We start from the raw sequence: 25,267 nt of genomic DNA, 5'->3' as shown, positions 1-25,267 counted from the left end.
GATCATCGATGATCGATGATCGATCATCGTTACGGAGTGTGTCGTGAATTCAGGGTGGGAAGCACGCGCCGTCTCGGCGGACGAAGTGGTCCGGCAACTGTCCAGTCATAGCAACGTCTTCCTGCACGGCGCCTCGGCGACGCCGACGGCGCTGGTGCAGGCGATGACGGCGCGTGGTGACCTTGCTGGCGTGAAGCTGTGGCACCTGCATCTCGCGGGGCCGCTGCCGTTCCTCGCGCCGCAGTACGCCGAGCAGTTCCGTTCGGTGTCGCTCTTCACTGGCGCGGCGTGTCGCGAGCCGGTGGCCGCCGGGCGCGCCGACTTCGTGCCGATCTTCCTTTCCGATATTCCGTCGCTCTTCACCAGCGGTGACGTGCGGCTTGATGTGGCGATGGTGCAGCTCTCACCGCCCGATGCGCACGGCTTCTGTACGTTGGGGCCGTCGGTCGACACCGCGCGTGCCGCGGTCGATTCGGCGCGGATCGTGATCGCCGAGATCAATCGGCAGATGCCGCGGACGCACGGCAACGCGCTGGTGCCGCTGTCGCGCCTGAGTGCATTCACGATCACCGATCGGCCGCTGCACGAGCACGCTCCCGACATGGAGAATCCGGTCACGGCGCAGATCGGCGAATTGATCGCCGACCTCGTCGGTGATGGCGCCACACTGCAGATGGGGATCGGCGCGATCCCCGACGCGGTGCTCGCACGGCTCTTCGGCAAGCACGATCTCGGCGTGCACACGGAGATGTTCTCCGATCGGCTGGTCGACCTGGTCGAGGCCGGCGTGATCACCAATCGCTTCAAGCCGACGCAGACCGGCCGGATCTCGACCTCGTTCGTCACCGGCACGCGCCGGCTCTTCGATTTCATCAACGACAATCCGCTGGTCCACTTCCACGGCTGCGACTGGACCAACGACACCCAGTTGATCTGCAAGATGCCGGGGATGACCGCCATCAACTCGGCGATCCAGGTCGACCTGACCGGTCAGGTGAACGCCGACTCGATGGGGCACCGGATCTACTCGGGGATCGGCGGGCAGATGGACTTCATCCGGGGGGCGGCCCGGGCGCCGAAGGGCAAGGCGATCATCGCCCTGCCAGCGACGGCAGCCGGCGGGACGGTCTCGCGGATTGCGGCCGAGCTGAGCCCGGGGGCCGGGGTGGTCACGACCCGGGGGCACGTCCACTGGGTCGTGACCGAGTTCGGGGCCGTGAACCTCCACGGCAAGACCCTCCGGGAGCGGGGGGAGCTGCTGATTTCCATTGCCCACCCAGATTTCCGGGGGGAGTTGCTGGCGGCGCACCGGAGTAGGGTGGCGGGGTAGACGGGGCTCCGGCGGGTTGTCATCCTGAGCGGAGCCCGCGAAGCGGGCGCAGTCGAAGGACCTATCCGGGCACAGCATCTTCCCCCGGACCCCACCGGATGCTACTTTCCGCCCCGGTCCGGCCAGGTAGCTCAGTTGGTAGAGCACGTGACTGAAAATCACGGTGTCGGGGGTTCAATTCCCTCTCTGGCCACTGAACGGCACTCCTCTCGGGGGGTGCCGTTTTCGTTTCGAGAAGCGAGAAGCGAGAAGCGAGAAGCGAGAAGCGACCCCGCGCGCCCCTCAACATCACCCCTGGTCTGAAGCGGGCCCGGCGCTGGGGGGCCGGGCGAGCGGGTTCCGTGTCGTCGAGCCCCCTCCTCCGCCGGACGTGCCGATTGCGGCGCCCCCGGCATGCTGTATAGGGGGCGCCGCGGCGAAGACGCTTGGAACACGCGAGACCGGAGCCCCCAGGCCGGGCCCGCCGTGCATCGGGGCCCCGAACCGCATCCACCGCACGCCGGCTGCGCCGGCGCCGCGCATTGACATGCGCGGCTGGGGGCATCTCCCCGGGGCCCCGCCGCCGTGCCCCCCCCTCGGAACCCCTTGCCACGGCGTCGGATATCCCCCGTGACCAGTTTGGTATCGTCCTTGCCTTGCGGAGTGGTGAACCGGACGGTAGCCTAGGGTCCGAAGCACGCCCCAACAATTCGACGAGTGTCTGGATTATGTCTACCTCCGCCGCCTATCGGCGTCGGTGCACAGCCTGCGGCGCCACGGCGCTCGAGGTTGCGACCCGGTGTCCCCGCTGCAGTGAAGCGATGCCCAACCGCGATGATCGTGGGCAACTCCTCAAGTTCTGGGGCTGCCGGGGCTGTCACACGCTGAATACACCGACCGACATCGCCTGTCAGCACTGCGCAGCACCGCGTGAGGCCGCCAACTCGCCACGCCGTGTCATGCTCGGAATCGCCGCCGTCGCTGCGGTGGCCCTCTTCACCGTCGTCGGCGTGAAGAACTGGCCCGCCGCCCAGGCCGCCGCGAAGCTCGCCGCCACCGCGCAGGTACCGACCGCCACACCAACGGCGCCGATCACTCCGCCGATCACCACACCGATCACCACGCCGGTCGTCACCACCCCCGCGCCGCCGCCACCACCGCCGTCCGGCACCATGATCGCCGCGATGCAGACGGAGACGCAGCGGGCCGTCGCCGACGCGCCGCCCACGACCATCGCCGTGAACGAAGTCGTGCGCACGTCAGCGCCGCTGATCGACGTGCCGCCGTCGACCGCCCTCGTCTCGGTGAAGTGGGTCAACGTCCGCACCGCCCCGATGCCCGGCGCCGCCATCCTCGGCGTCATCAAGCCGCAGACCACCGTCGTCGTCCTCGCCTCACAGAGTGGCTGGGTCCGCGTGAAGTCGGACTCGCTGACGGGGTGGGTGTATGGGCAGGGAGTGGCGGAGAGACAGTAGACGACGATGATCGATGGTCGATGATCGATAAAGCAGAAGCGCGGCGAAGCGGAGTGAAACCCGCCCAGCCGCGCTTCGTTGTTCTCGATCATCGATCATCGATCATCGATCATCGATCATCGATCATCGATCATCGATCATCGATCATCGATCATCGATCATCGATCATCGATCATCGATCATCGATCATCAATCATCGATCCTGCTCATATACGTCGTCCCCGGCCTCAATATCGTGCTCGGAAAGTTCGGCTGATTGGGCGAATCCGGGAAATGCTGCGTCTCGAGGCAGAAGGCGCCGCGGTACGGATAGACGGTGCCGCCTTTGCCCTTGATCGTGCCGTCGAGGAAGTTGCCGGTGTAGAACTGCACCCCCGGTTCGGTGGACGAGATGTCCAGCGTGCGGCCGGTGGTGGGTTCGCTCACGTGCGCCACGTGCACGAGCCCCGGGGCCGAGCGCTTCACGACGAAGTTGTGGTCATAGCCGCCGCCGAAGCGGATCTGCTGGTCGTCGGCGCCGATGCGTGCGCCGATCGCGGTCGGCGTGCGGAAGTCGAACGGCGTGCCGGTGACATCGGCGAGTTTGCCGGTGGGAATCAGCGTCGTGTCGACCGGCGTCATGCTGTCGGCGTCGAGCGTGAGGACGTGGCCGAGGATGTCGCCACCGGCGCCGGCGAGGTTGAAGTACGAATGGTTGGTCACGTTGATCGGCGTCGGCTTGTCGCTGTACGCCTCGTAGTCGATCAGCAGTTCATTCCGCGCATTCATCACCTGGTAGGTCACCTTCACCGTGACAGCGCCGGGATAGCCTTCCTCGCCGTCGGGTGAGACGTACGAGAAGGTCACGCCGGTGGTGCTGTCGGTCTGCACCAGCTTGGCGTCCCACACCACCTTGTCGAATCCCCGGATTCCGCCATGCAGCGCATTCACGCCGTTGTTGACGGCGAGGGTGTACTGCTTGCCATCGAGCGTGAAGCGTCCCTTCGCGATCCGATTGCCGTACCGGCCGACGATCGCGCCGAAGTAGGGCGACTCCTTCACGTAGCCGGCGACGGAATCGAAGCCGAGGACCATGTCACCCATGACGCCCTTGGCGTCGGGGACCTTGATCGACTGGATGATCGCGCCGTAGGTCATGGCGCGGACTTGCATCCCGTTGCCGTTCGTGATGGAGAAGACCTCGACCGGCTTCCCGCCGGGCGCGGTATCGAGCGGGGCTCGGCCGATCACCGATGGCTTGATCACGGGCGTCTCGTCTTTGGGAGCGTCGGGCTTGGCGCAGGCCGCGGCCACCAACAGGCATGCGGACAGGGCGGCGCGGCGGAATGGGGCGCTGGTCATGGCGTGATCACCTCGTCGAGGCCCAGGTCGATGTACTGCCCGCCCCTGGTCTGGCGGACGTGGACGGCGAGGACATTGCGGCCGGCCTTCAGCGCCGCGCGCGCGGTGGCGTCGAGGGGAATGCGCATATACCCCGAGGAATAGCCGCTGAAGGTCGCCACCAACTTGCCGTTCAGGTAGACGTCGGCGTCCTCGTCATGATGGACATACCAGTGCGGTGCCACAAGCTTGCCACTCTTGAGCGTGAAGCTGCGCCGAAGCCAGATGTCATTGGTGGTCCACGGGGTGCGGATCACGGCGCCCGGTGTTCCGGTCTTCCCGAAGCCGCCAATTCCTGCCTGCCACGCCGCGTCGTTGAAGCGGGTCGCGAACCAGTCGGCCGCCGGTGCGGTCGTGGTATAGCGCCACGGCTGACCGGCGGTCTGCGAGGTCGGGACCACGCGGCGCACGCGTGACGGCGGACCGTAGAGTTGCTTCGACGACGCGATCGCATCGGGCATCAGCTTGATGATGCTCCGGTCGTAGGTCATCAGCCCGTTGACCTCGATCTCGACGTCGCTCGTCTGCGTGTACACCGCCGCCGAGAGGCCGTCGTCGATCAGGAACTTGAGCTGGTGCATCAGCTCGGCGTACGCGGTGCTCAACGCCCGTCCGTCGGTGTAGCTCTTGTAGCCCCAGTTGTCCTTGGCGAGCCAGGTGTGGCCGGCGAGCGGAAGGCCGAGACCGCCGAACTCACCGAGGACCGCGGCGCGATTCGGCTCGAGCGCCGGCATGCCGGGGCCCGGATAGCTGTGCACGTCGGAGACGTCGCCGACCTTCATGTCGGTCCACCCCGAGGCGTTGTTCACCAGGCGCGATGGATCGTACGCCTTGACCCACGCGACGGTCTTCTCGGTGTCGTGCTGTCCCCAGCCCTCGTTGAACGGCACCCACATCACGATCGACGTGAACGAGCGCAGCGCGTCGAGTTTGGCCTGCAACTCCTTCGCGAACGCCGCCCGCGATTCCGGGGTCTTGTTGTCGCCGCTCGGCATGTCCTGCCACACCAGGATGCCGAGCGAGTCGGCCATGTAATACCAGCGCGCCGGTTCGACCTTCACATGCTTGCGGATCATGTTGAAGCCGAGCGCCTTGGTGGTCACCAGGTCGTAGAGCATCGCGTGGTCGGTCGGCGGGGTGTAGAGGCCATCGGGCCACCACCCCTGGTCGAGCGGACCGTACTGGAAGAGCGGCTTGTTGTTGAAGAAGAGCCGAGTGACGCCCTTGGCGTCCTTGCCCAGCGCGATCTTGCGGATGCCGACCTGCGAGGTCACCCGGTCGATCACGCTGTCGCCCCGCAACAGCTCTACCTGCACGCCGTAGAGGAAAGGATCGGCGGGCGACCAGAGGCGGGGACGGTCAATCACCAGCGACCAGTCGCTGTCGGTTGGCGGTGCCATCGACATGGCGACGACACGGTCCGCAGCGGACACGGTCACCCGCGTCGTCAACCCGGCCGCCTGCCCGCTCAGTGTGGAGCGCACGCGGACCGCCCGAGCATCGAGGTCGGGGGTGATCACGATGCTGGCGATGCGGGTTGCCGGCACCGGCTCCAGCCACACCGTCTGCCAGATCCCGGTGACCGCGGTGTACCAGATGCTCTCGGGCTTGAGCACCTGCTTGCCGCGCGGCTGCGAGCCGCTGTCGGTGGGGTCCCAGACGGCAACGACCACTTCCTGCGTGCCGGAGGCGGTGAGTGCGTCGGTGATGTCGAACGAGAACGGATCGTAGCCGCCCTCATGGCTGCCGACCTGCTTCCCGTTGACCCAGACGGTGGCCTGCCAGTCGACCGCACCGAAGTGGAGCAGCAGGCGGCCGTTGGCTCCCACCGATGCGGGTCGCGTGAAGTTGCGGCGATACCAGAGCTTCTCTGCGGGGGTCACCGCGCGCTGGACGCCGCTCAACTGCGACTCGATCGGATACGGCACCAGGATCGAGCCCGTCCACGTGCTCGGACGCGGGGCGTCCTTCGGCGCAATCGCGTAGGCCCAGGGCCCGTTGAGGTTCACCCAATTCGGACGCGCCATCTGCGGCCGTGGGTATTCCGGCAGCGGCATGACCTGCGAGACCGAATCGGCCCAGCGGGTGCGCAGCGTCGGCGCGTTCTGTGGGTTCTGCGCCGCGAGCGGCGGGGCGAACAGTGCCAACACCAACAGGAACCTGCGACTCATTGCCCTGCCTCCAGGATGCGGATCTCGGTCATCCCGCTCACAGCGGGAAGATTGTGGGTGAAGCGGACGCGGACCTTGTTCGTGGTGACCGGCATGATCGTCACCGTGTTGACCATCGACACCGCCGGTTCGGCGGGCACCTGCGCGTGCACCATCGCGTCGCGCCAGTCGGTGCCGTCCCAATACTGGATGGTGACGCGCTTCGGCGCCTTCACGCCGCGGTCGTCACCCCAGAGATACAACTCGACCGAGCCGATCTTTGCGGCGCGCTGGAAGTCGAGCTCGACCCAATCCATCGCGTTGGGACTTCCGAACGCTGTCCACCGATTGCGCGATGCCCGCGTGAAGGCGACCGCCATGTCATTCACCTCGCCCGTCTTGTCGAAGGTCGACGTGAACGACGCAGTGACCGCCGCGCCCCAGGCGAGGTTCGGCGATGGCGTCTTCGGCGGCTCCTTCGGCGCTTGGCCAATGCCAAACTCCGGTCCGACTCCGAGCGCCTGTATCTCCGCCAGCCCGACAGACGCTCCCTTCCGAGGCGTGAAGGTGACGCGCAGCTTCGCGGTGGTGGTGTTGATCAGCCGGATGCGGTTGGCCTGTCGCCCCGTGGGCGGGACGAAGATGCGTGGCATCGCCACCGGCCCCCACGCGCCGTTCTGCCACGCCTCGATCTTGTACGACGCCGGCGGCTTGGCCCCCACCGAGTCGTCGAGGAAGTAGAGCACCAGCTCCTGCACGCGACGCGGCTCGCCGAAGTCGACGATGACCCAGTCGGTGGCGTTCGGCGACCCGGCCGTGGTCCACCGGTTCGGCGGCGCCTGGTGATACCAGATCTGCCCGTCGTTGAGCCAGTGCGGCGACGTGCCCGGCGCCGAGTACGACGTGGTGATCAGCGGGTAGGCGCGATGGCCGTTGTTGACCGCGACGTTGCGTGCGCCGATGCTGGCGCGCTCGAACGCCAGCCTCGGCAACTTCGCCACGGTCCGCGCCAACCGCGGACTGCGCGCCACGACCTTGCCGTCGACCAGGAGCGTCAGCCCGGCGCCCCGCTTGTAGCGCGTGCCGTCCTTGTCCCACATGATCGCCACATCGTGGCCGTGGTAGCTGATGTTGTCGAGCGCAAAGTAGGCCCACGACTCGGGGGCCAGCGGCGCCACCTCGAGCGAGTCGTCGGCGCGCGGCCGGAGCCCGACGAGGCCGGTGATGATCAGGTCGGTGTAGCCCGAATGGAAGTAGTGCTCCGAGTGGTACGGCGAGTCATGGCCCGCGAACGAGCCGTTGTCAGGGTTCGCCGCCTCGGCGATGTACGGCTTCCCGTCCTTCCGCTGGCTGAGGGTGTAGGTGCGGAGGAGCGAGTAGTAGTCCGACTTGGACACCACATTCTGCTTGTAGTTGTTGAGCAGATTCGCCATCGCCACGAGCGTCTGCGTGGTGGCGTACGGCCAGGCGTTGCCGCTCCAGACGCAGCACGTCTTCGAGATCAGGAAGAGCGGGTCGTGGCGCTCGACCGTCAGCGGCCCGAACGGCGCGGCGAAGTACGCCGTGTCCATCAGGAACTTCCACGCCGCCTCGTAGCCGTTGTCGGGCAAGTTGAATTGCCACGGCACGTAGCCGATCTGCTCGCGACCGTGCGGGTTCCCCGCGTACTTCCCGGTCTGGTAGGTGAGCGACCCCGCCTTGATGCCGTCCTTCTCATCGGTTCGGTTCTGGTGGAAGAAGAACTCGCGCTTCGGGTCCCAGAGCTGCTGCTGCACGCGCTGCTTGAGGTCGGCGGCCTTCGCCGCGAAGAGGCGCGCCTTGGCCGGCTGCCCCAGGATGGCGGCGGCCTTGGAGATCGCGAGCTCGTCGGCGTAGAGGTAGGCGTTGATGGTGGGGCGGTAGCCATCGGCGCCGGCAAACTCATCCACGGTCTGCCGCGAGTTGATGTTGGTCTCCATCCCGTCGTGCATGCCGTCCCAGTGGAACATCTTCGCGGTGCTGTCCCAGCGCTCGGCGACCCAGCCGTTGTACTGCGTCTCCATGTGCGGCAGCATGCGCCTGAGGAACGACGTGTCGTTGTTGACCATGTACGTCGCGAAGATCGCGTCGCCGTACCAGTTGCTGTAGCTCCGCGGTTCTGCCCCTGGCGTCTCGAACCAGTACTTCGCAAAGTCCCGGGTGATCACGCCGTCGCGCAGCCAGCGCACCTCATAGAGCTGGTGCCCCAGCGGGCAGGAGATGGCGCCGAACGCCCCCGACCAGAAGGGCCGGTCGATGAACTCGCTGAAGGTGTAGCCGCTCTCGGGGCTGCCGTACGTGAGGTGCTTCGTCACCAGCTCCCACCGGTAGTAGTAGGTGCTGTTGATCTCCTTGTCGGGCGAGTCAAAGAACGGGATGTGCGATTCGTACCAGGCCCAGTCCTTGTTGTCCCACCACGTCTCGCGGGTGAGCAGCGCGCGATGGTCGAGGACCTGGGCGGCCATCGGAAACGGGGCGATCAGTGCCAGCAGGAGCAGGGCGCGTCGCATCGGAGACCTGATGTTGGGGAGATGGGGGAATCTACCGTTGGGAGGATGGATGCGTCGCGGGGTACCCCAATTCCGGCGCGGTCGTGTAGGGGCGCGGCCTGCCGCGCCCGTCCACGTGGGTCCACGGATCGCCGGGGTGCGGGTCGGGGCGCCGTCTCGGGCGTGCCGGCATCGCCACAATGGGGGGGACGGGCGCGGCAGGCCGCGCCCCTACATCCGATATTCGGGGCACGACGCGATCATCGCGGGGGCCCGCGCCCCTACAACGACGCGCGATTCGCCGTTCGCCCCGCGCGGTTAAATTCTTCCGTCGCTTTCCCCTTGGAGCCGCCCATGTCCGTCCGCATCGCCTCGCTCTCGCTCGCCGCCCTCCTGGGCGCCGCCTGCCTCGGCGCCCAGACGCCGTCGATCAAGTCGCCCAAGCCGGACAACACCACCGGCGTGCTCCGCGCCGAGCGGGTGGCGACCGGGCTCGAGAACCCGTGGGGCCTCGCCTTCCTGCCGGATGGCCAGATGATCGTGACCGAACGGGCCGGCCGGCTGCGCTACGTCGCCAAGGACGGCACCCTCTCGGCGCCGGTCACCGGCACGCCGACGGTCCTCTTTCAGGGCCAGGGCGGCCTCCTCGACGTCGCCGTCGACCCGAAGTTCGCCCAGAACAAGACCATCTACCTGAGCTTCTCGGAGCCGGGCGAGGGTGGGACGGCCGGAACGGCGGTCGCGCGCGGCCGCCTCAACGGCGGCGCCCTGACCGAGGTCGAGGTCATCTACCGCCAGAGCCCCAAGGTCCGGAGCGGGAACCACTACGGCTCGCGGATCGCCTTCGGCAAGGACGGCACCCTCTTCGTCACCGCCGGTGACCGCTTCAATCAGCGGCCGCTGGTGCAGGACCTCTCGACCGGCATCGGCAAGATCGTGCGCATCAATCCCGACGGCACCATCCCGAAGGACAATCCCTTCGTCGGGAAGGCCGGGACCAACGAGGCGATCTGGAGCTACGGTCACCGCAACCTGCAGGGCGCCGTCGTCGACGCGTCGGGGAAGCTCTGGACCCTTGAGCATGGCGCCAGGGGTGGCGATGAACTGAACCACCCCGAGGCCGGGAAGAACTACGGCTGGCCGGTCATCACCTACGGCGTCGACTACAGCGGCGTGAAGATCGGTGAGGGGACGGAGAAGGCCGGCATGGAGCAGCCCGTCTACTACTGGGACCCCGTCATCGCGCCGTCGGCGATCATCGTCTACACCGGCGACAAGATCCCGGGCTGGAAGGGCAACTTCGTCATCGGCGGCATGGGCGGGGTGAACGGGCTCGTGCGGCTCGTGATGCAGAATGGCGTCGTCGTCAAGGAAGAGCGTCACCTCGGTGAGCTCGGCCTCCGCATCCGCGACGTGCAGCAGGGTCCCGACGGCTTCGTGTACATCACCACCGAGAAGACCAGCAAGGACGAACAGGGGCAGATCTTCCGCGTCCGCCCCGCGACCCGATAATCTGATCATCCTCTTGCAGTTGGAGTTGTCCTGATGGCCGCACTCTCGCCCTACCGCACGCTGCCCGCTGCCAAGCGTGTTGAACTGGTGCTCCATGACCTGAGCACCACCAAGGACTCGCGCGCGCTCTACATCCAGCGCATGGTCGCGCGGGGCGGCGGGTTCCGCCCGGTGACGCTGCGCGCCTGGTCGCTCGAGAAGCTGGCGAAGGAGATCGTCCGCCTCAACCTCGAGTCGTTCCAGGACGAGCTCGGCATGCTGCAGACGCTCTACGTCGAGAAGGAACCCGAGCTGCAGATCGCCTTCCTCGACGCCGCCGGCGTCGCCCACAAGGCGGGCCACATCGCCGATGACATGCCCACCCCGTTCGCCTCCGCCGAAAACGTCAAGAAGGCCGCCGAGCAGATTCTCGCGAGCCACGGCGACGACGGGAAGCGGTATCTGCGGACGATCGCGATCTACAATGGCGAGGCGTGGCCTGGATTGATGCAGGTGATCGGGGAGGGGTGAGCCTCCTGGGATTGTCATCCTGAGCGAAGCGACGGCGTAGCCGGCGCGAAGTCGAAGGACCTCTTTCCCAGCGCACCGGGAAGAGGTCCTTCGACTTCGCAGCCCTGCGGGCTGCTTCGCTCAGGATGACAACCCTGAAGGCGCTACTTGATCGACTGCATCTCAATCACAAACCTGTACTTCACATCACTCTTCAACATCCGCTCATACGCGGTGTTGATCTCCTGCATCGGGATCAGCTCGATGTCGGCGACGATGTTGTGCTCACCGCAGAAGTCGAGCATCTCCTGCGTCTCCTTGATGCCACCGATGAGCGAGCCGGCGATGCTGCGGCGGCCCATGATCAACCCCAGGACGCTCGGCGAGGCATGCGGCGTCGCGGGCACGCCGACCATCACCATCGTGCCGTCGCGCTTCAGGGCACTGACGAAGGGATCGAGGTTGTGCGAGGCGGCGACGGTGTTGAGGATGAAGTCGAACGTCCTGGCCTCGGCGGCCATCGCCGCCGCATCCGTGCTGATCACCACGCGGTGCGCGCCGAGCGCCGTCGCATCGGCCGCCTTGCTCGGCGTGGTGGTGAACACCGTCACCTTGGCACCCATCGCGGCGGCAATCTTGACGCCCATGTGACCGAGGCCACCGAGTCCGACGACGCCGACGGTGCTTCCCTTGCCGACCTTCCAGTGGCTCAGCGGCGAGTACGTGGTGATGCCGGCGCAGAGCAGCGGGGCGGCCGCGGCGAGGTTCAGGTTCGCGGGGACCCGCAGCACGAAGGCCTGGTCGACGGTGATGTCGGTGGTGTAGCCGCCGTAGGTCGGCCCGCCGGTGTGCTTGTCCACGCTCATGTAGGTGCCGACGAAGCCGCCGCCGGTGCAGTAGTTCTCAAGCCCTTCCTGGCACGACGGGCAGGTACGGCAGGAATCGACCATGCAGCCGACCCCGACGGTGTCCCCGACCTTGAAGCCCGTCACATCGCTGCCCACCGCCGTCACATGGCCGACGATTTCGTGGCCCGGGATCGCCGGGTACGGGATCGGGCCCCAGTCGCCCTTCACGAAGTGCAGGTCCGAGTGACAGACGCCACAGTAGACGATGTCGATCGCGACATCGGTTGGACCGGGCGCGCGGCGGGTGATGGTATGGGCAGCAAGCGGCGTGTCGCCCGAGAAGGCGGCAAAGGCGTTCGTCATGATGTCGGGAGTCCTGGGATGTGAGAAGCGCGGGGGGGAGGACCCCAATGATAGCGAGGGCGCGGCAGGCCGCGCCCGTACACGCGGAGATCAATTCGCAGCGCCACCATCCGCCGTTCGGCCTGCGATGCGCATCGGAGCGCCGATGTAGGGGCGCGGCCTGCCGCGCCCGGGGGCTATCCCAACCACGATGCCGGCATCGCCCGTAAAGATCGCGGCGCACCTCCATCAGAGGATGGAGGCGCGCCGACCCCGATCAGTCCTGCCAGGTCGAAAGCACCCACACGAGCAGGCCGGCCACCGTCACGATCGCGGCCGCGCCGCCGATCCGCCCCGGCTTGCCGCCGAGCCGCAGTCCAGCCGCGAACGACGCGCTGCTCACATCCTTCACGGGGCCACTGAGGGTCCAGATCCGACGCGTCCCGGCGGCGGCCTGGATCGAGAGGCCGATCTTGTCCTTGTGCATCACCGCCACGTCGACCAGCAGCGGCCCCGTCAGGTCGTCGTTCCGTGCGATCATCACGCTCGGCGTCAGGTCGAGCGTCGTCGTCGGCGAGGCGTGATAGCGAAGCCGAGGCCCGAGCGCGAGATAGGCGTTGCCGTCCAGAACGCCGGCCGAGAAGACGCCACCCGCCGACGTCCGCGCACCGACCGGCGTCACGCGGCCGAGCCCGATTGCCATCATCAACCTGCCCTCGTCGGAGACGAACGGACTCTCCTCTTCGCTGAACCGCACGATCTGCATTCCGATCGAGAACTCGGTGATCGTGCGCGGCCGGAGCGGCGACTGTGCGGAGAGGGGGAGGGCGAGGAGAAGGAGGAGGAGGAGGAGGCGCATGCGGAAAGGTAGGTCGAGAAGCGAGAAGCGAGAAGCGTGCAGAGATTGTCATCCTGAGCGAAGCACCCCGGAGGGGTGCGCAGTCGAAGGACCTCTTTCCGGGCGTGCAGGTCCTTCGACTTCGCCCGCTTCGCGGGCTTCGCCGGACACCACTCGATCACGGCACCCGAATGCTCAAGCAGCTCAACCCCCCATCCATCTTCCGAAACTCCGACATCTCCAACTCGATCACTCGGAATCCCAGCGTGGCCACGCGCGCAGCGAGGGCCGGGAAGCCCGCCGCCATCAGCACCGCCCCGTTGATGGCGACGCAGTTCGCCCCATACCCCTCGGCGTCGGGCACGACGAGCAACTGGAAGCGCTGCAACGCCGGGTGATCCGCGAGCCCGGCGACGGTGATCAGCTGCTCATCGCCGAGCCAGGCGATGCCACTCTTGAGATGGAGCAGCGTCGAGTGCCCGCGGATGTCGATCGTGGCGGCGGTGTATCCGAGTCGCTCGAGCCAGGCGGTGAGTTGCCGCGCGCCCTCGACGTTGGTGCGATCGGAGAGTCCGATCAGGAAGTGATCACCGGCCTGGCAGATGTCGCCGCCATCGAGTGTCCCCGGCGCATGGATCGTTGCGACGGCGCCGTAGATCGCCTCCAGCACCGGCTGCATCGCCGCCACCTCGCCGGCGCGGCTCGGCGCCCCCGGCCGCGCGAGGATCGCACCGTGCGCGGTGGCGACGGCCGTGTCCTCGACGAAGGTCGAGTCGGGGTACGCATCATCGGGGGGCAGCGCGGTGATGGTGACGCCGAGCTCCGTGAGCGCGCCGCAGTAGGCGGCGTGTTGCGCCCGCGCCAGCGCGAGGTCCGGCGCGCCGAGGCCGGCCGTGGTGAGGCCGGCGGCATAGGAGGCCGAGGGGGGGCGGGTGATGGCGGAAGAGAAGTTCATCTGAGACCGCAAGTTCAGTGTGGGATGATCGATGATCGATCATCGATGATCCCGATATCGCTCGGCGCCTTGCTCCGGAGCTCGATCATCGACCATCGATCATCGATCATCGGCGTTGCTTCACGATCACCCGATACACCGGCCAACTCACCGCCAGCAGCGCCATCGACCAGAGCGAGTTGGTGCGGTCGCTGATCACGGCGCCGACGAGGAATGCCGCCGATCCGATCAGCACCAGGCCGGTGGTGAAGGGATAGCCGGGCGTGCGGAAGGGGCGCGGCGTGTCGGGTTCCTTCCGGCGGAGCGCGAAGATCGCCGAGAAGGAGATCAGGTAGTTGGCCACGAAGAAGAAGGCGGCGAGCGCCAGCACCGAGTTGAACGTGCCGGTGACGATGAAGAGGATCGCGGCGAGGATGGAGAGCGCGTGCGCCACCACCGGCGTGCCGCCGGCGTTGACGCGGTCGATCGCGGCCGGCATCAGGCCGTCGCGGCTCATCGCCAGCGGAATGCGCGCGGCGAACAGGACATTGGAGTTGATCCCGCCGAGCAGGGCGATCAGCACGACGATGCGGATGACCAGGTCGCCCGCGGTCCCGAAGAGAATCGTGCCAGCCGACCCCGCGACGAAGGGATCACCGGCCATCGCGTCGATGCCAACCACGCGCAGCATCGCGAGGTTGAAGCAGAGGTAGATCGCGATCACCGTGAGCACCCCGCCGATCATCGTCCGCGGCATCGTCCGCCCGATGTCGGTGGTCTCTTCGCCGAAGTAGAGCGGGCCGGTCCAGCCATCGTAGGTGAAGATCACCGCCTGCAGGGCGAGCACGATGGCGGCGGCGACCCCCGCACCGGTGGGCATCGTGCGTGGTGCGGTGGCGACCACTTCGGGAACCGCGATCACGAAACCAGCGACGATCAGCGTGGCGAAGGCGAGCGCCTTGGCGCCGCTGAGCAGCTGCTGCGCAATGTCCCCACTCTTCACGCCGTTCCACAGCAGCAGGCCGAAGGCGAGGATGAGGGTGACGGCGATGGTGGTCACGCCGCCCGGAATCGGCGGCAGCAGCGGCGTCAGAAACTCAGCGAAGACAATTGCACCGAGCGAGGTCGACGCCGCGGTGGAGAACCAGTCGCTCCAGCCGACGACGAAGGCGGGGTAGGGGCCGAGCGCGCGGCGGACAATGGGATACTGCCCGCCCGAGCGCCGGGTGATCACGCCCCCCTCGGCGAGCGACATCGCGCCGAACAGCGCGTAGACGCCACCAATCACCCAGACCATGATGTAGAGGGTGGGATTCGGGAGCCGAGCGGCGACCTCGCCGGGGGTGCGCAGGATGCCGGTGGCGATGGTGTTGCCGACGAGCACGGCGAGGCCGAAGGCGACGCCAAGGACCTGATGGAGCGAGCCGCGGCGCGCTTCAGTGATCGGGGATGTCCTGTTGGGGAAGGCGGAGAATACGTCGCGAGAGGAAACGGCGGAAGGGGTATCGATGATCGATTGTTACGCCTCCCGCCAGTATCGCACCGTCTCTTCACCGATGGTCTCATCGTGTTGCGCGGCGATCTGCTCGAGCGCCGTGCGCAGCGCGTCGGCGAGTTCGGCCTCGCCGAGGAGCCGCAGCGACTTCATGATGCGGGTGAGGCGGAGATGATTGTGGTTGTTGGGCGTGATCCACAGCGCCTGGCGCGTCGAGGCGTTCGAGCTCGCAATGATGCGCGCGTGGTTGCTGGTGTTGACGATGGTGAAGCCGTAGAAGTCGAGCAGCTTCTCGAACGAACGCCGCAGATACATCCGCAGCATCGGATCGTGGTGCCAGTGGGCGATGTCCTCCTCGGTGAGGAGTGGCGCCTGTGCGTTCGCGCCGCTCGGTTCGTCGAGCGGGAAGAGCCACTGGATGAAGTCGTGTTGCGCCTCGAGTTGCGCATGCGGCCAGTGCCAGATCTCCGCGAGCATCCTGCCGGCGTGATCGGGGCCCTGGTGGCGATAGAAGCGGAGGAGGGGTGAAGGCATGGGAGCTCTTGGTTCGGGTGATGCCATTCGAGTCTGGGCGCAGCAGGCTGCGCCGACACAAGAATCGGATCACATCGCCATCAGCCGTCGTTCGGCCGGCGATGCGCCACGAAGTGCCGGTGGGGGCCCCCCCCCCCCCCGTCGCGAGGCCCGGCATTGTGGGCGGACGTCGTCATGCATGCCCGGGATCGGTTCATTCGGATGGACGGGCGCGGCAGGCCGCGCCCCTACCCGCCCCCCCCGCGCCCTCCTGTCGTGCCGGCGTCCTGCCCCGCACCCCCGTTTCGCCCCCCGCACACCCTCCCTGTTACGTCACGGACCGTCAGTCGGATTGGTCTCTTGACCGACTAACTGTTTCAGCTGCGGTGTTACAGTGCGCGCGGCCGTCGGGCGGGGCAGTCACCCCCGCCGATCGGTGGCAGTGCCAAGACGTACTCGCTGAGGCGGAAGAACCAGGACGGCACGCAGAAGTGGGTCAGGGCGGGGATGGCGGCGAGGATCACGAATGCCGCGCCGAGGATGGCGGCGGTGGTGGGGCGGCCGCTGACGAGGGCGATCGCAGTGGCCCAGCCCCAAAGGGCGGCGACGGCGCAGGCGAATCGGCGCGGGATCCCGTAGCTCGGGATCGACGGCGCGCCGCGGCGGTGGCCCAGGAAATGGTACGGCAGGTCCATCGGGTGGATGGGCGACAGGCTCCCGATGGCGGCGACCACGCCGAGCCAAGCCCAGGAGGCGGGGGAGGCGGTGCCGGTGGCGGCGACCGCCCAGAGTGCGCAGACGCCGGGGGCGACCCGGAGCCACGGGAGCACTGCGGCCCAGTCGGGGTCATCGAGCTCGCCGAAGCCCTGCATGGCAAGCCGGGCGGTGATTTGGGGGTCGAGCGATTCGGGCACAGCGGCTCCATGGCCGGGATGCAGAGATGCGCTGGCCGGGCGCGGGACGCGACATCAGAAACCGGTAAACACGTGTAACGCCATTCTTTGGGCGACCCAACCGCGGCCGTCAGGCCGCGGCGGATGGGCAGGCGCGAGTCCCTTTGGCGCTTTTTTCACGCACGATTGGAGGGTGGGGGGCATATTCCCCAATCGACTCCCTCCATCGGAGGATGGTGATGTCCCTGATCCCCCGCCGTACCCTGCTTTCCACCGCCGCTGCCGCCCTCGGCCTGGCCGCCTTGGCGGCGCCGACGACCGCGCACGCCGACGTGGCCGGCTTCAAGTTCGAGGTCTACAAGGACTCGCGCGGCGGCTTCCGCTGGCGCTTCAAGGCCGGCAACGGCGTCGTCATCTGCGCGTCGGAACGACCCTACGCGACCAGAAAAGACTGCCTCAACTCGATCGACCTGATCAAGCAGGGCGCCGCACGGGCACCGATCGACGATCTGTCGTGACGCGTACCGATCGGAATTTTCGACGCGTCGATCATCGCCCCGATCGACCAGGGCGCGATCGCCCACGATGCCTGCGAACAGGCCAGGCCGTGACCGACACCACCGACCCTCGCGCCTGGTACTTCGACGTCCGCTTCCGCGCGGAGTCGCCGATCACGCATTGGCCGACGGAGTTCATCATCGTCACCGGCTACGCGACCACCGGCGAGGTGTGGCCGGAGGAGCAGAACCTCGAGGCCGACCTGCGCCTGCGCCGCGAGCTGCAGGAGATGGGGCGATGGCACGTGCGGCTCACGGGCTATTCCCCCGAGACGGGACACGCCGAGCCAGGGTGGGCGGTGCTGTTGAGTGCGTCGGAGGGCGAGGCGCTTGGCCGCCGGTACGCGCAGGATGCGATCTACGTGGTGCGCCGCGATGCGTTGGCGGTGCGTTATTGCGCCGATGGCCGCGAGGAGAAGGTGGGGGCGTGGCGCGAGCGCGTCTCGGGATGATGCGTTCCCCGTCCCCGCAGGCTGTCATCCTGAGCGAAGCCTGCGTAGCAGGCGAAGTCGAAGGACCTCTTCCCATGCGCCGCGATGGATGAGTGGATCAACGAGATAGGCGTTGGTCCTGTTCTCCTGATCGGCGTCCTGTTTGGGATCCTCATCGCCTGGCTCATCCATCGCGCCGTGGTCTGGTGTCGCGCGTGGTGGTATCGCTGGTTGGGGCGGAAGGGCGAGGCGAGTGCGGAGTCGCTGCTGAAGGCGGCGGGGTACACCATCGTCGACGAGCAGCTCCGGCTGCCGTGCAGCTACCTCGTCGACGGCGAGACGGTGCCGTATGCGGTGCGCGTCGATTTCATGGTGGAGAAGGGCGGCCGACGCTACGTCGCCGAGGCGAAGAACGGCCCCTCGGCGAGCGACCCGCGCACCACCGCGACCCGACGCCAGCTGCTGGAGTACGCGGTGATGTGGCAAGCGCACGGCGTGCTGCTGGTCGATGTGCCGGGGCGGCGGGTGCGCGTCGTAGAATTTGGAGCCATCCGCGGGTAGGGGCGACGCATGAATCCCGGTCACTGGTCACTGGTCACTGGTCACAGGTTACCGTTCACCGTTCACCGACATGCCCATGAAGACTCAATACTTCACCGCCACCTCCCTCGACGGCTTCCTCGCCACCGAGGACGATTCGCTCGAATGGCTCTTTGCGCTCGCCGACATCGGCGAGTCCAGCTACCCGGCGTTCATCGCCGAGGTGGGGGCGCTGGCAATGGGATCGGCGACGTATGAGTGGATGCTGCGCAACGCCGACGCGGTGATCAAGGAGGTCGGCTCGGCGTGGCCGTACACGCAGCCGGCGTGGGTCTTCACGACGCGCGAGTTGCCGCGGATCGAGGGCGCCGACATCCGCTTCGTGCAGGGTGATGTGCGGCCCGTACACGAGGCGATGCGCGCTGCCGCCGGCGAGCAGAATCTCTGGATCGTCGGCGGCGGTGAGTTGGCCGCGCAGTTCCACGACGCCGGGCTGCTCGACGAGCTGATCGTACAGGTCGGGTCGGCGACACTGGGGAAGGGGAAGCCGCTCTTCCCGCGCCGGGTCACCTCTCCGACGCTGGAGCTGACGTCGGTGCACCAGATGGGGACCGGGATGGTCGAGCTCCGATACGCCGTGAAGCGCTGAACCTCCCCGGACCCGCGCGCCGTAGGGCGCCGCATGCATCGCCCTGATGCACCCCGACATCCTCCCTGGCAGGCCGATGTCCCCATGCGTACGGGCGACGCATGCGTCGCCCGATGCCCGCCCTGCCGAGATCTTTCCGAGGACGCGCCGATGAGCTTCGACACCCCCCCGACCCAGCCTGACGGGCAGTTCGTGCCGCCGGGGCGCCATCCGCCGACCGCCGTCGCGACAGCGACCCCCGAGCCGCCACCCCCGCCGCGCATCGAGGTTGGCTGGCTGCGTCCCTCCCGCGGCCTCGGCGCTTCCCTCCGCGGTGCGGTGCTGCGCGTGCTGGACGTCGCGGACCGCGTGGCCGAGGCGATCACGGGGAAGCGGTAGGCGGTCCCGTGGTGCGCCAGTCCGCGGAAGTTGGGCCACCCCGGCGCCACAAACGGGCGAACCGCAGCTTCGATGTACCTTATGGTGGACCCTCACACCGGAGTGGAGATGCTCATGGAACTGACGGCCGTGTATCGGCGGGTGCCTGAGGGGTATGTCGCCTGGGTCCGCGAAGTTGCCGGAGCCAACACGCAGGGCGAGACCCTTGAGGAGGCCCGCGCCAATCTGCACGAGGCGGTGCAGATGGTGATCGAGGCCAATCGAGGGCGATCGGCCGAAGCAGAAGCGGGTGAGCTGCTGACGGAGACCCTTCGCATTGCAGGGTGAAGCGGCGAGATCTTGTGCGGTTGGTGACCGAAGCGGGGTGTCGTCTGGTTCGTGAGGGTGCCAATCATTCGCTGTGGATCAACCCAGCGACGGATAGCGTTTCGACCATTCCACGGCATCGCGAGATCAACGAGTTGTTGGCCCGCAAGATTCTCCGTGACCTTGGGGTGCCGACCCCAGACTAGCTGGCTGACTCGCCGAAGCTGGAGGCTCCCCGTGACCACCACGTCTACCCCCACCTGCGACCGCTGCGACCAGCCCCCGCGCCATCCACGTCAGAGCCGCATCATTGTCGCACGCACTCACCCCGGCCCCAAACGGGCACCTGGCCTGGCCGAGACCGCGCGAGGACCGCCGATCTGTCGCAGGGCAGGAGCGGCAGATGGAGGCGATGCGGCGGTAGCGACGCATTAGGCCGCCCTCAGCGCGACGCGGACCGACCTTCCGCCCCTGCGGATCCCGCGTTGCCGCCGGACACGGTGCTACCCGACGGTCCGGTACACGTGCTGGTCGATCTCGACATCGACGAGCACGGCGTCGTGGTGCGTGCGGAGGTGGGTGAGGCGCCGGAGGATGTGGTGGCGTTCAAGGTTTGTCATCCTGAGCGAAGCGCCGGCAACGCCGGCGCGAAGTCGAAGGACCTGCGTGACGGCGAATGGACCAGCGCCCCCCACCCCCATCCCCCCCATCGCCCCACCTCGGCGCCCGCTTCACCCCCGGCATCCGCGGTGGCCAGCCGGTCGCGGTGCGCCTTCCGGATGGGGATCGAGGTGGGGCCGGAGCAGTTGCGGGCGACGTAGGAGCCACTGAACCCGCCACTCCCGCCACTCACACCCCGCCGCGGTTAGCGTTCACAACGCCCTTCACCCATCACCCGGACCCCCATCACCTTCTCCCCGCCGCCAGGCCACCGCCCACCAACAGTCCCGCTTCGAGGTGGCCGGCATCGTCGTCCGTTGCCCCCACTGCGGCGGCGAGGAATTCGTCGAGGGCCGGGCGCTGCTCAACACCGCCGGGATGACCATGATGGGTCTCGACTGGGCCAATCGCTCGGCGGCGACACTCGTCTGCGCCGGCTGCGGCCGGATCGAGTGGTTCCTGGCCGATCCGGAAGAGCGGGTCTAGGGAGGCTCAAGCAGCACCCCATTCATCCCCGGACCCCTGTCACGCCGGGCACCGGAACCCCGCCCCCCCCCCCCCCCCCCCGCGGACTCCGACCACCCCGCTTCCTCTTCCTGGTTCGGCTGGCGCCTCCCGGCGCGACGGCTACGCCCCGCCGCTGTGCCGATCATCCTGCCCGATCCTCCGCCAAGGTGCCGCGCGCACCGGCCAGAGCGACGCGATATTGGCAGGGCCCGGGCCGGCGCTGTCGGTTGGGTGCTCTGCGAGGGGCATCGCTCCGCCTGTCACCCCCCCCCCCCCCCCCGGGCTGTCTGGTGTTGATGGGGCCGGGGCGATTCGAGAATAGCTGACGGTCGCCCCGATCCCCCCGCTACTGACTCACTCTCCTCGCCTGAAAGGTCACCACCAGCTGGGCGCGGTCGAGGCTCCCGTCGGTGGCGCCGATGTAGTTGCCGGTGATCGTGCCGGTGGCGACGTCGCCCGCGAAGGTCACATCCACCGACATGATCTGGGTGGCGTACATCGGGAGGAGGGCGTTCGGGTCATCGTAGCCGCCCTGGCAGCGATGGACCGTCTTGCCAGTGACGCGGCCGGTCACGAGATCTCCCGTTTGCGTCCAGAATTCTCCCGGGTCGCCGTCCCTGGTGCAGGGCAGGACGGGGAGTTTGGCCGTGCCGGCCACGGGCCACCCCTTCACGCCGGGTGCCGGGAGCAGGCTGAAATTGATCACCTGATTCAACACCGCGACGACCGGCGGCGCGCTGAGCGCGCTCAGCGTGAGTGAGACGCCCTCGACGAGATACAGCCCACGGGTCAGCGTCTGCTGCCCGCAGCTGGTGCAGACGCGGGTGGTATCCCGCTCGATCACGTAGATGCCGCCTTCGCTGAGGCCGTCGCGCATCCTGGTGTAATGCTGGCTGTCGGCGCGGAAGACGCTCAAGGGGCTGATCCGGGGGCCTGACCGCGAGATCGCCACCGTCATGCTGGTGAATTTCCAGACCGGTACGCCGACCGTCACCACCGCCTTCGCCACCGCCAACGTCAGGCCGGGCAGGATCGCCGTGTTCGATCGCTTGAGCGTCACGGTCACCGTGTACATCCCCGACGTGGCGTAGCTGTGCGTCGCCGTGCTGACGTTCTGGTTGAGCGTCTTCGCGGTTCCATCGCCCCAATCCCACTCCATGCCGAAGCCCTTCGCGGGCGGATCGAGCACCGGCGCGCTGAAGCTGCCCAGCACGCCAGTGGCGAGCGTCTGGGTGGCGGGTTGGATCTTGAGGATGCGCTGGAGGAGCGGCGTGTTCAGTGGAATCAGCGGTCGGAAGGCGCTTTGGAGCTGCCCCACGAGATCGGCGCTGTTCACGGTGGAGAGCACCGCACCGGACAAATTGCCGAGACCTAGGCCGTCGAAGATTGCGCTGCCGCCGCAGCCGGCGCCGATGATGCTCAACGCACCACCGGTGCACGGCCCGCGCGACGTCGCCACCGTCTGCTGCGTCGGCTCGCTGTACTGCGGAATGGCGCTGGTGCAGTTGGTGCAGACCGCGCGGATCTTGGCGGTCGTGTCGCGGATCACGAGCGGGCTGTCGTCTGCCGCCCACCCGGCGCCGGTCGTCCCCTGCACCTCGAGCGTGACCGTCGGGAAGCCGGCCAGCGCCGCCATCTGGTTGTTCAGCGTCTGCCGCACGTTGCCGACGGAGTTGAGCGCATTCGTTACCATCCCCGGCACGTCGGCGTACAGCTCCAGCGGAAAGAGGAAGCTCCCGCCGACCGGCAGCACGGCCTCGGCGGAAGCCGATTGCCCGTCCGCCGTCTGCTTGAACGCCCGTGAGAGGAAGCCACTCGATCCCAGCGTCAGCTGCCCGGGAGCCGACGGATCGGCAGGCGCCGTGAACCAGAGCGTCGACGGCGTGACGCGCAGGACGGAGGCGAACATCGATCGCCCGACGCGACTGGTGGGTACGTCGGAGAGCCGCTCGCTGAACAGCACCAGCTGTGGCAGCCGCGCGGTCAGCAACATCCCGCGCAGGTTCAGCGACGTCATCTCGTCGCGGTTGGTCGGTGACATCGAGGCGTAGAGTGCGGCGATGTCGGAGAGGACGTTGCTCACCGGCGCGGTGCCGTTGAAGTGCCGTTTGGCCATGATGACCAGACCGGCGAGTGCGGCGGTATCGGCGAGGGTGCCGAGGTTGGGGACGGTCTTGATGGTGGAGGCGAACGGCTGATTCTGGATCGTGCCGAGGATCCCCATCACGGGGATCGCGGGGCCGTGCCCCTGCGGGAAGGCGTACGATCCGGTTTCCGCAACAGGCCAGATACTCGCGGCGGCCGCCTCGAGATCCGCGGGCGAGAAGCCCAGGGCGTCGAGGGTGGCATTCACTGGGATGCCGTAGCCCTCGATGCCGATCAGGGAGCCGTTGCCGCGGAGCGACCCGGGTGCCGACGGCCCGGCGATCAGCGAGGCATTGAAGTGGGCCGCCGCGACGGTGATGCTCGACGCGTCGCTCGCGACGATCGGCACCATCTCCATCCGGTTGCGCAGCGGGTCGAACATGATGAAGAGCGGCGTCGTCCCGGCGACGCGCGTGACGGGAATGCGGAGCGTCATGAGGCGGTCGGCGCGCCGCTGCGTGGTCTGCATCAGCAGCGCCGGCCCGGCCGCGGTGAAGCCGGCCGGGAGGGTGATCGTCGGTGCATTGGTGGCGAGGGTGATGTTCCAGGTCCCAGCGCTCGCGTAGGCGCCGGCGGGAACGGTGAGCCGGAGTCCCTGGTAGGGGTTGCCCGGCGTGGTGATCTCGAGCGTGCCGCCGCCGGCGCCGATGGTCTGCCCCGGGATGCTCCCGGCGCCGAGCACGGCCTCGGCCCGAATGCGGAGCGGCGGGAGGTCGCCGACGGTGGCCATCAGGACATTGCGGCCCTCGCTGCTGCCGAGGGTCCAGGCGCCGGGCGAGGCGATGCCGGAGACGGAGGTGGTGACGCTGCTCTTGGCGATCCTGCCGCCGCCGGAGTCGACGCGGAAGGTGACGGTCACGCCGCCCACGGCCGCTCCCGTGGCGTCGGTGACCTTGACCGAGACGGCGCTCGGGACGGCGGCGCTCGGCGCGGCCTGCTGCGCGTCACCGCTCACGACGACGATCGCCGCCGGCGGGCCCCCGGTCTGCGTCGGCCCGCTGGGTGCCGCGCCGCCGCAGGCCGCGCCGAGCAGGGTCAGGGTGATCGTTGCCAGGGAGCGGTACCGCATGGTCGCCTCAGAGGTAGTGTCTGAGGGACATGCGTGGTGGGGGGTGGGATTGGCTCATGGCCCGCCCGCGACGCGATCGCCTGGCCCGGGGGGGATAGGGGCGACGCATGCGTCGCCCCTACGAAAATCGACACCGGCCCGGGAAGGCTGATATCCCCATGTGCACGGGCGACGCATGCGTCGCCCCCGCTCGCGACGCATCGACATGCGCGGCTGTAAAACCTCTTCACACCGGCGCCCCATCGCGCCGCACCGCGTGGAGCCGTGGCTCCCTACCGCGCCACCTCGTACAGCACATCGGGGTCGAGGTCAGCGCCGTTGGGCCAGCAGATGGTCCCGGCCTCGCGATCGACCGTCACCTGTGCGAAGAAGTCGGCGTCCTGGAGGGCGGTGAACACGCCGCCTTTTCCCGCCACCCACGGGGCGAGGTCGACGGTCGCCTGCAGGCCATCGGTGAAGCCGAGACGGACGAGGAACGCGCCGGTCGGAACGACGGTGACCACGCGAGGATGTAGCGGCATGGGTCACTCCAGTGGCGGGATACCTCGCGAGGTTCGTGCGCCCAAGGGCAAATGCCCCAGTTGTCGTGCAACTCCTCTGATGGAGAGTAGCCCACTCGACAACGAGCGCCAGGCCCGCGCCCCTTCTCCATCCCCCAAACCACGCCGTCAGCATCACCAGCGACTCCTGAAAGTGCGCCCCTCTCCCTCGAGGATCCCGCGGAACCTCGCGTTCCCTGCGGTTGATAGAAGGCGAGCGGGTGTTTCGACATCCAGATCTTGGCCCGGTCATCACCGAACTGGAACGGCCTCCCCACCGGGCTGGGCAGCTTGTCGTCGTCCATCCACTGGCTGAGGTGCACCACGAAGTCGAAGCGTTCGCGGAAGAAGCCCCAGGCTGGGGACATGTTGCCGAAGCCGAGCAGAGTGCGGAAGAGCTTTGGATCGGCGCGGTAGTTCCGGGCGCGGCGAGCGTGCCATGCGACGCCATCTTCTGACTCGATGAACCGCGCCTCCGCGAGTTCATCGAGGCTGCGGCGCACCCCAGCCTTGGTGTAGCCGGTGGCGCGCGTCACTTCCTGCACGCTGCGCCACTCGTGCGTGCCAAGGAGGTAGGTGAGTGCATCGGCCTTCACGCCGACACCCATCGCGAGGCGCAGGCGCACCATGGCGGTGCTCGGCGCACTGAGTCCCAGCGGGGCACGCTCCGCAGGTGCAACGAGGACGGCGCCGCGGGCGGCTGGGTACCGGCGAGCTTCTTCCAGCGATGCCCGTTCGGTCCTTGCATGGCGATCACCGCGATCGCGGCTGGGTCGTGACGCGGAAGTGTGCCGGAGCGGT

At 67.8% G+C, this 25,267-nt stretch carries 25 protein-coding genes and 1 tRNA gene; 15 read left to right on the top strand and 11 right to left on the bottom strand.

Features of this window, described 5'->3' with window-relative positions; genetic code table 11:
• The first annotated feature begins 43 nt into the window (after positions 1-43).
• From IPG05_12825 to IPG05_12815, 3 genes are all read left to right on the top strand, one after another.
• Complete coding sequence (locus IPG05_12825) at positions 44-1,330, top strand: acetyl-CoA hydrolase/transferase family protein (protein MBK6495960.1); 1,287 nt, start codon at positions 44-46, stop codon at positions 1,328-1,330.
• A 120-nt stretch (positions 1,331-1,450) separates the two neighbouring features.
• Positions 1,451-1,523, top strand: a tRNA-Phe gene (locus IPG05_12820).
• A 607-nt stretch (positions 1,524-2,130) separates the two neighbouring features.
• Entirely contained in the window at positions 2,131-2,784 is a 654-nt protein-coding gene (locus IPG05_12815; GenBank protein ID MBK6495959.1) for an SH3 domain-containing protein, read from the top strand.
• Between the two features lie 189 nt (positions 2,785-2,973).
• Here the strand turns inward: IPG05_12815 and IPG05_12810 are convergent, their stop codons facing one another.
• The 3 genes from IPG05_12810 to IPG05_12800 are packed head-to-tail and all read right to left on the bottom strand — an operon-like array spanning position 2,974 to position 8,842.
• A complete protein-coding gene (locus IPG05_12810) occupies positions 2,974-4,125 on the bottom strand; it encodes a galactose mutarotase (protein MBK6495958.1) in 1,152 nt (383 codons plus the stop codon).
• The gene (locus IPG05_12805; GenBank protein MBK6495957.1) at positions 4,122-6,335 is read right to left on the bottom strand and encodes a glycoside hydrolase family 2; all 2,214 of its coding nucleotides are present in this window, start codon (positions 6,333-6,335) and stop codon (positions 4,122-4,124) included. The genes IPG05_12810 and IPG05_12805 overlap by 4 nt, the downstream gene beginning before the upstream one ends.
• Positions 6,332-8,842: a discoidin domain-containing protein gene (locus IPG05_12800; protein MBK6495956.1), complete on the bottom strand. Its 2,511-nt coding sequence runs from the start codon at positions 8,840-8,842 to the stop codon at positions 6,332-6,334. The genes IPG05_12805 and IPG05_12800 overlap by 4 nt, the downstream gene beginning before the upstream one ends.
• A gap of 333 nt (positions 8,843-9,175) precedes the next feature.
• Here IPG05_12800 and IPG05_12795 point away from each other — a divergent pair, with 333 nt between their 5' ends.
• Both IPG05_12795 and IPG05_12790 read left to right on the top strand, forming a co-directional pair.
• A complete protein-coding gene (locus IPG05_12795) occupies positions 9,176-10,333 on the top strand; it encodes a PQQ-dependent sugar dehydrogenase (protein MBK6495955.1) in 1,158 nt (385 codons plus the stop codon).
• Positions 10,334-10,366: 33 nt separating this feature from the next.
• Entirely contained in the window at positions 10,367-10,843 is a 477-nt protein-coding gene (locus tag IPG05_12790) for a hypothetical protein (GenBank protein ID MBK6495954.1), read from the top strand.
• Positions 10,844-10,986: 143 nt separating this feature from the next.
• Here IPG05_12790 and IPG05_12785 read toward each other — a convergent pair whose 3' ends face one another.
• The 6 genes from IPG05_12785 to IPG05_12760 form a co-directional block, all read right to left on the bottom strand.
• Complete coding sequence (locus IPG05_12785; protein MBK6495953.1) at positions 10,987-12,033, bottom strand: NAD(P)-dependent alcohol dehydrogenase; 1,047 nt, start codon at positions 12,031-12,033, stop codon at positions 10,987-10,989.
• Positions 12,034-12,289: 256 nt separating this feature from the next.
• Entirely contained in the window at positions 12,290-12,871 is a 582-nt protein-coding gene (locus IPG05_12780) for a hypothetical protein (protein MBK6495952.1), read from the bottom strand.
• Between the two features lie 157 nt (positions 12,872-13,028).
• A complete protein-coding gene (locus tag IPG05_12775; GenBank protein ID MBK6495951.1) occupies positions 13,029-13,805 on the bottom strand; it encodes a hypothetical protein in 777 nt (258 codons plus the stop codon).
• A gap of 106 nt (positions 13,806-13,911) precedes the next feature.
• Positions 13,912-15,168, bottom strand: a complete 1,257-nt coding sequence (locus IPG05_12770; GenBank protein MBK6495950.1) for an amino acid permease — start codon at positions 15,166-15,168, stop codon at positions 13,912-13,914.
• A 135-nt stretch (positions 15,169-15,303) separates the two neighbouring features.
• Complete coding sequence (locus IPG05_12765; GenBank protein ID MBK6495949.1) at positions 15,304-15,813, bottom strand: hypothetical protein; 510 nt, start codon at positions 15,811-15,813, stop codon at positions 15,304-15,306.
• Positions 15,814-16,181: 368 nt separating this feature from the next.
• On the bottom strand, positions 16,182-16,706 hold the full coding sequence (locus IPG05_12760) for a DUF4395 family protein (protein MBK6495948.1): 525 nt from the start codon (positions 16,704-16,706) through the stop codon (positions 16,182-16,184).
• Positions 16,707-16,924: 218 nt separating this feature from the next.
• On the opposite strand from IPG05_12760, the gene IPG05_12755 reads away from it, so the two are divergent.
• The 9 genes from IPG05_12755 to IPG05_12715 all read left to right on the top strand — a co-directional run bounded on the left by IPG05_12755 (position 16,925) and on the right by IPG05_12715 (position 20,692).
• Positions 16,925-17,203 carry a DUF1508 domain-containing protein gene (locus tag IPG05_12755; GenBank protein MBK6495947.1) on the top strand — a complete coding sequence of 93 codons (279 nt, stop codon included), beginning with the start codon at positions 16,925-16,927 and terminating at the stop codon, positions 17,201-17,203.
• An 89-nt stretch (positions 17,204-17,292) separates the two neighbouring features.
• Positions 17,293-17,694, top strand: a complete 402-nt coding sequence (locus IPG05_12750; protein ID MBK6495946.1) for a DUF3293 domain-containing protein — start codon at positions 17,293-17,295, stop codon at positions 17,692-17,694.
• Positions 17,695-17,778: 84 nt separating this feature from the next.
• Positions 17,779-18,234, top strand: coding sequence for a hypothetical protein (locus tag IPG05_12745; GenBank protein ID MBK6495945.1), 456 nt, complete (start codon positions 17,779-17,781; stop codon positions 18,232-18,234).
• Positions 18,235-18,310: 76 nt separating this feature from the next.
• On the top strand, positions 18,311-18,862 hold the full coding sequence (locus IPG05_12740) for a dihydrofolate reductase family protein (GenBank protein MBK6495944.1): 552 nt from the start codon (positions 18,311-18,313) through the stop codon (positions 18,860-18,862).
• Between the two features lie 150 nt (positions 18,863-19,012).
• Positions 19,013-19,240: a hypothetical protein gene (locus IPG05_12735; protein MBK6495943.1), complete on the top strand. Its 228-nt coding sequence runs from the start codon at positions 19,013-19,015 to the stop codon at positions 19,238-19,240.
• Positions 19,241-19,348: 108 nt separating this feature from the next.
• Positions 19,349-19,567 carry a type II toxin-antitoxin system HicB family antitoxin gene (locus tag IPG05_12730; protein MBK6495942.1) on the top strand — a complete coding sequence of 73 codons (219 nt, stop codon included), beginning with the start codon at positions 19,349-19,351 and terminating at the stop codon, positions 19,565-19,567.
• Positions 19,564-19,752: a type II toxin-antitoxin system HicA family toxin gene (locus IPG05_12725; protein ID MBK6495941.1), complete on the top strand. Its 189-nt coding sequence runs from the start codon at positions 19,564-19,566 to the stop codon at positions 19,750-19,752. Before IPG05_12730 ends, IPG05_12725 begins: the two co-directional genes overlap by 4 nt.
• Positions 19,753-20,070: 318 nt before the next feature.
• A complete protein-coding gene (locus IPG05_12720) occupies positions 20,071-20,367 on the top strand; it encodes a hypothetical protein (protein MBK6495940.1) in 297 nt (98 codons plus the stop codon).
• Positions 20,368-20,503: 136 nt separating this feature from the next.
• Complete coding sequence (locus IPG05_12715; GenBank protein ID MBK6495939.1) at positions 20,504-20,692, top strand: DNA-binding protein; 189 nt, start codon at positions 20,504-20,506, stop codon at positions 20,690-20,692.
• A 367-nt stretch (positions 20,693-21,059) separates the two neighbouring features.
• On the opposite strand, the gene IPG05_12710 is transcribed toward IPG05_12715, so the two are convergent.
• Positions 21,060-23,927: a PKD domain-containing protein gene (locus IPG05_12710; protein MBK6495938.1), complete on the bottom strand. Its 2,868-nt coding sequence runs from the start codon at positions 23,925-23,927 to the stop codon at positions 21,060-21,062.
• A gap of 272 nt (positions 23,928-24,199) precedes the next feature.
• Positions 24,200-24,448 (bottom strand): DUF2442 domain-containing protein, encoded by a 249-nt coding sequence (locus IPG05_12705; GenBank protein MBK6495937.1) that lies wholly within the window; start codon positions 24,446-24,448, stop codon positions 24,200-24,202.
• A 239-nt stretch (positions 24,449-24,687) separates the two neighbouring features.
• Here IPG05_12705 and IPG05_12700 point away from each other — a divergent pair, with 239 nt between their 5' ends.
• Positions 24,688-24,924, top strand: a complete 237-nt coding sequence (locus IPG05_12700) for a hypothetical protein (protein MBK6495936.1) — start codon at positions 24,688-24,690, stop codon at positions 24,922-24,924.
• The last annotated feature ends 343 nt before the right edge of the window (positions 24,925-25,267 follow it).

Source organism: Gemmatimonadota bacterium, assembly GCA_016704275.1.
Lineage (GTDB): Bacteria > Gemmatimonadota > Gemmatimonadetes > Gemmatimonadales > GWC2-71-9 > Palsa-1233.
The sequence above is the reverse complement of the archived record's forward strand: the minus strand, read 5'-3'. Positions and strand labels throughout refer to the sequence as shown.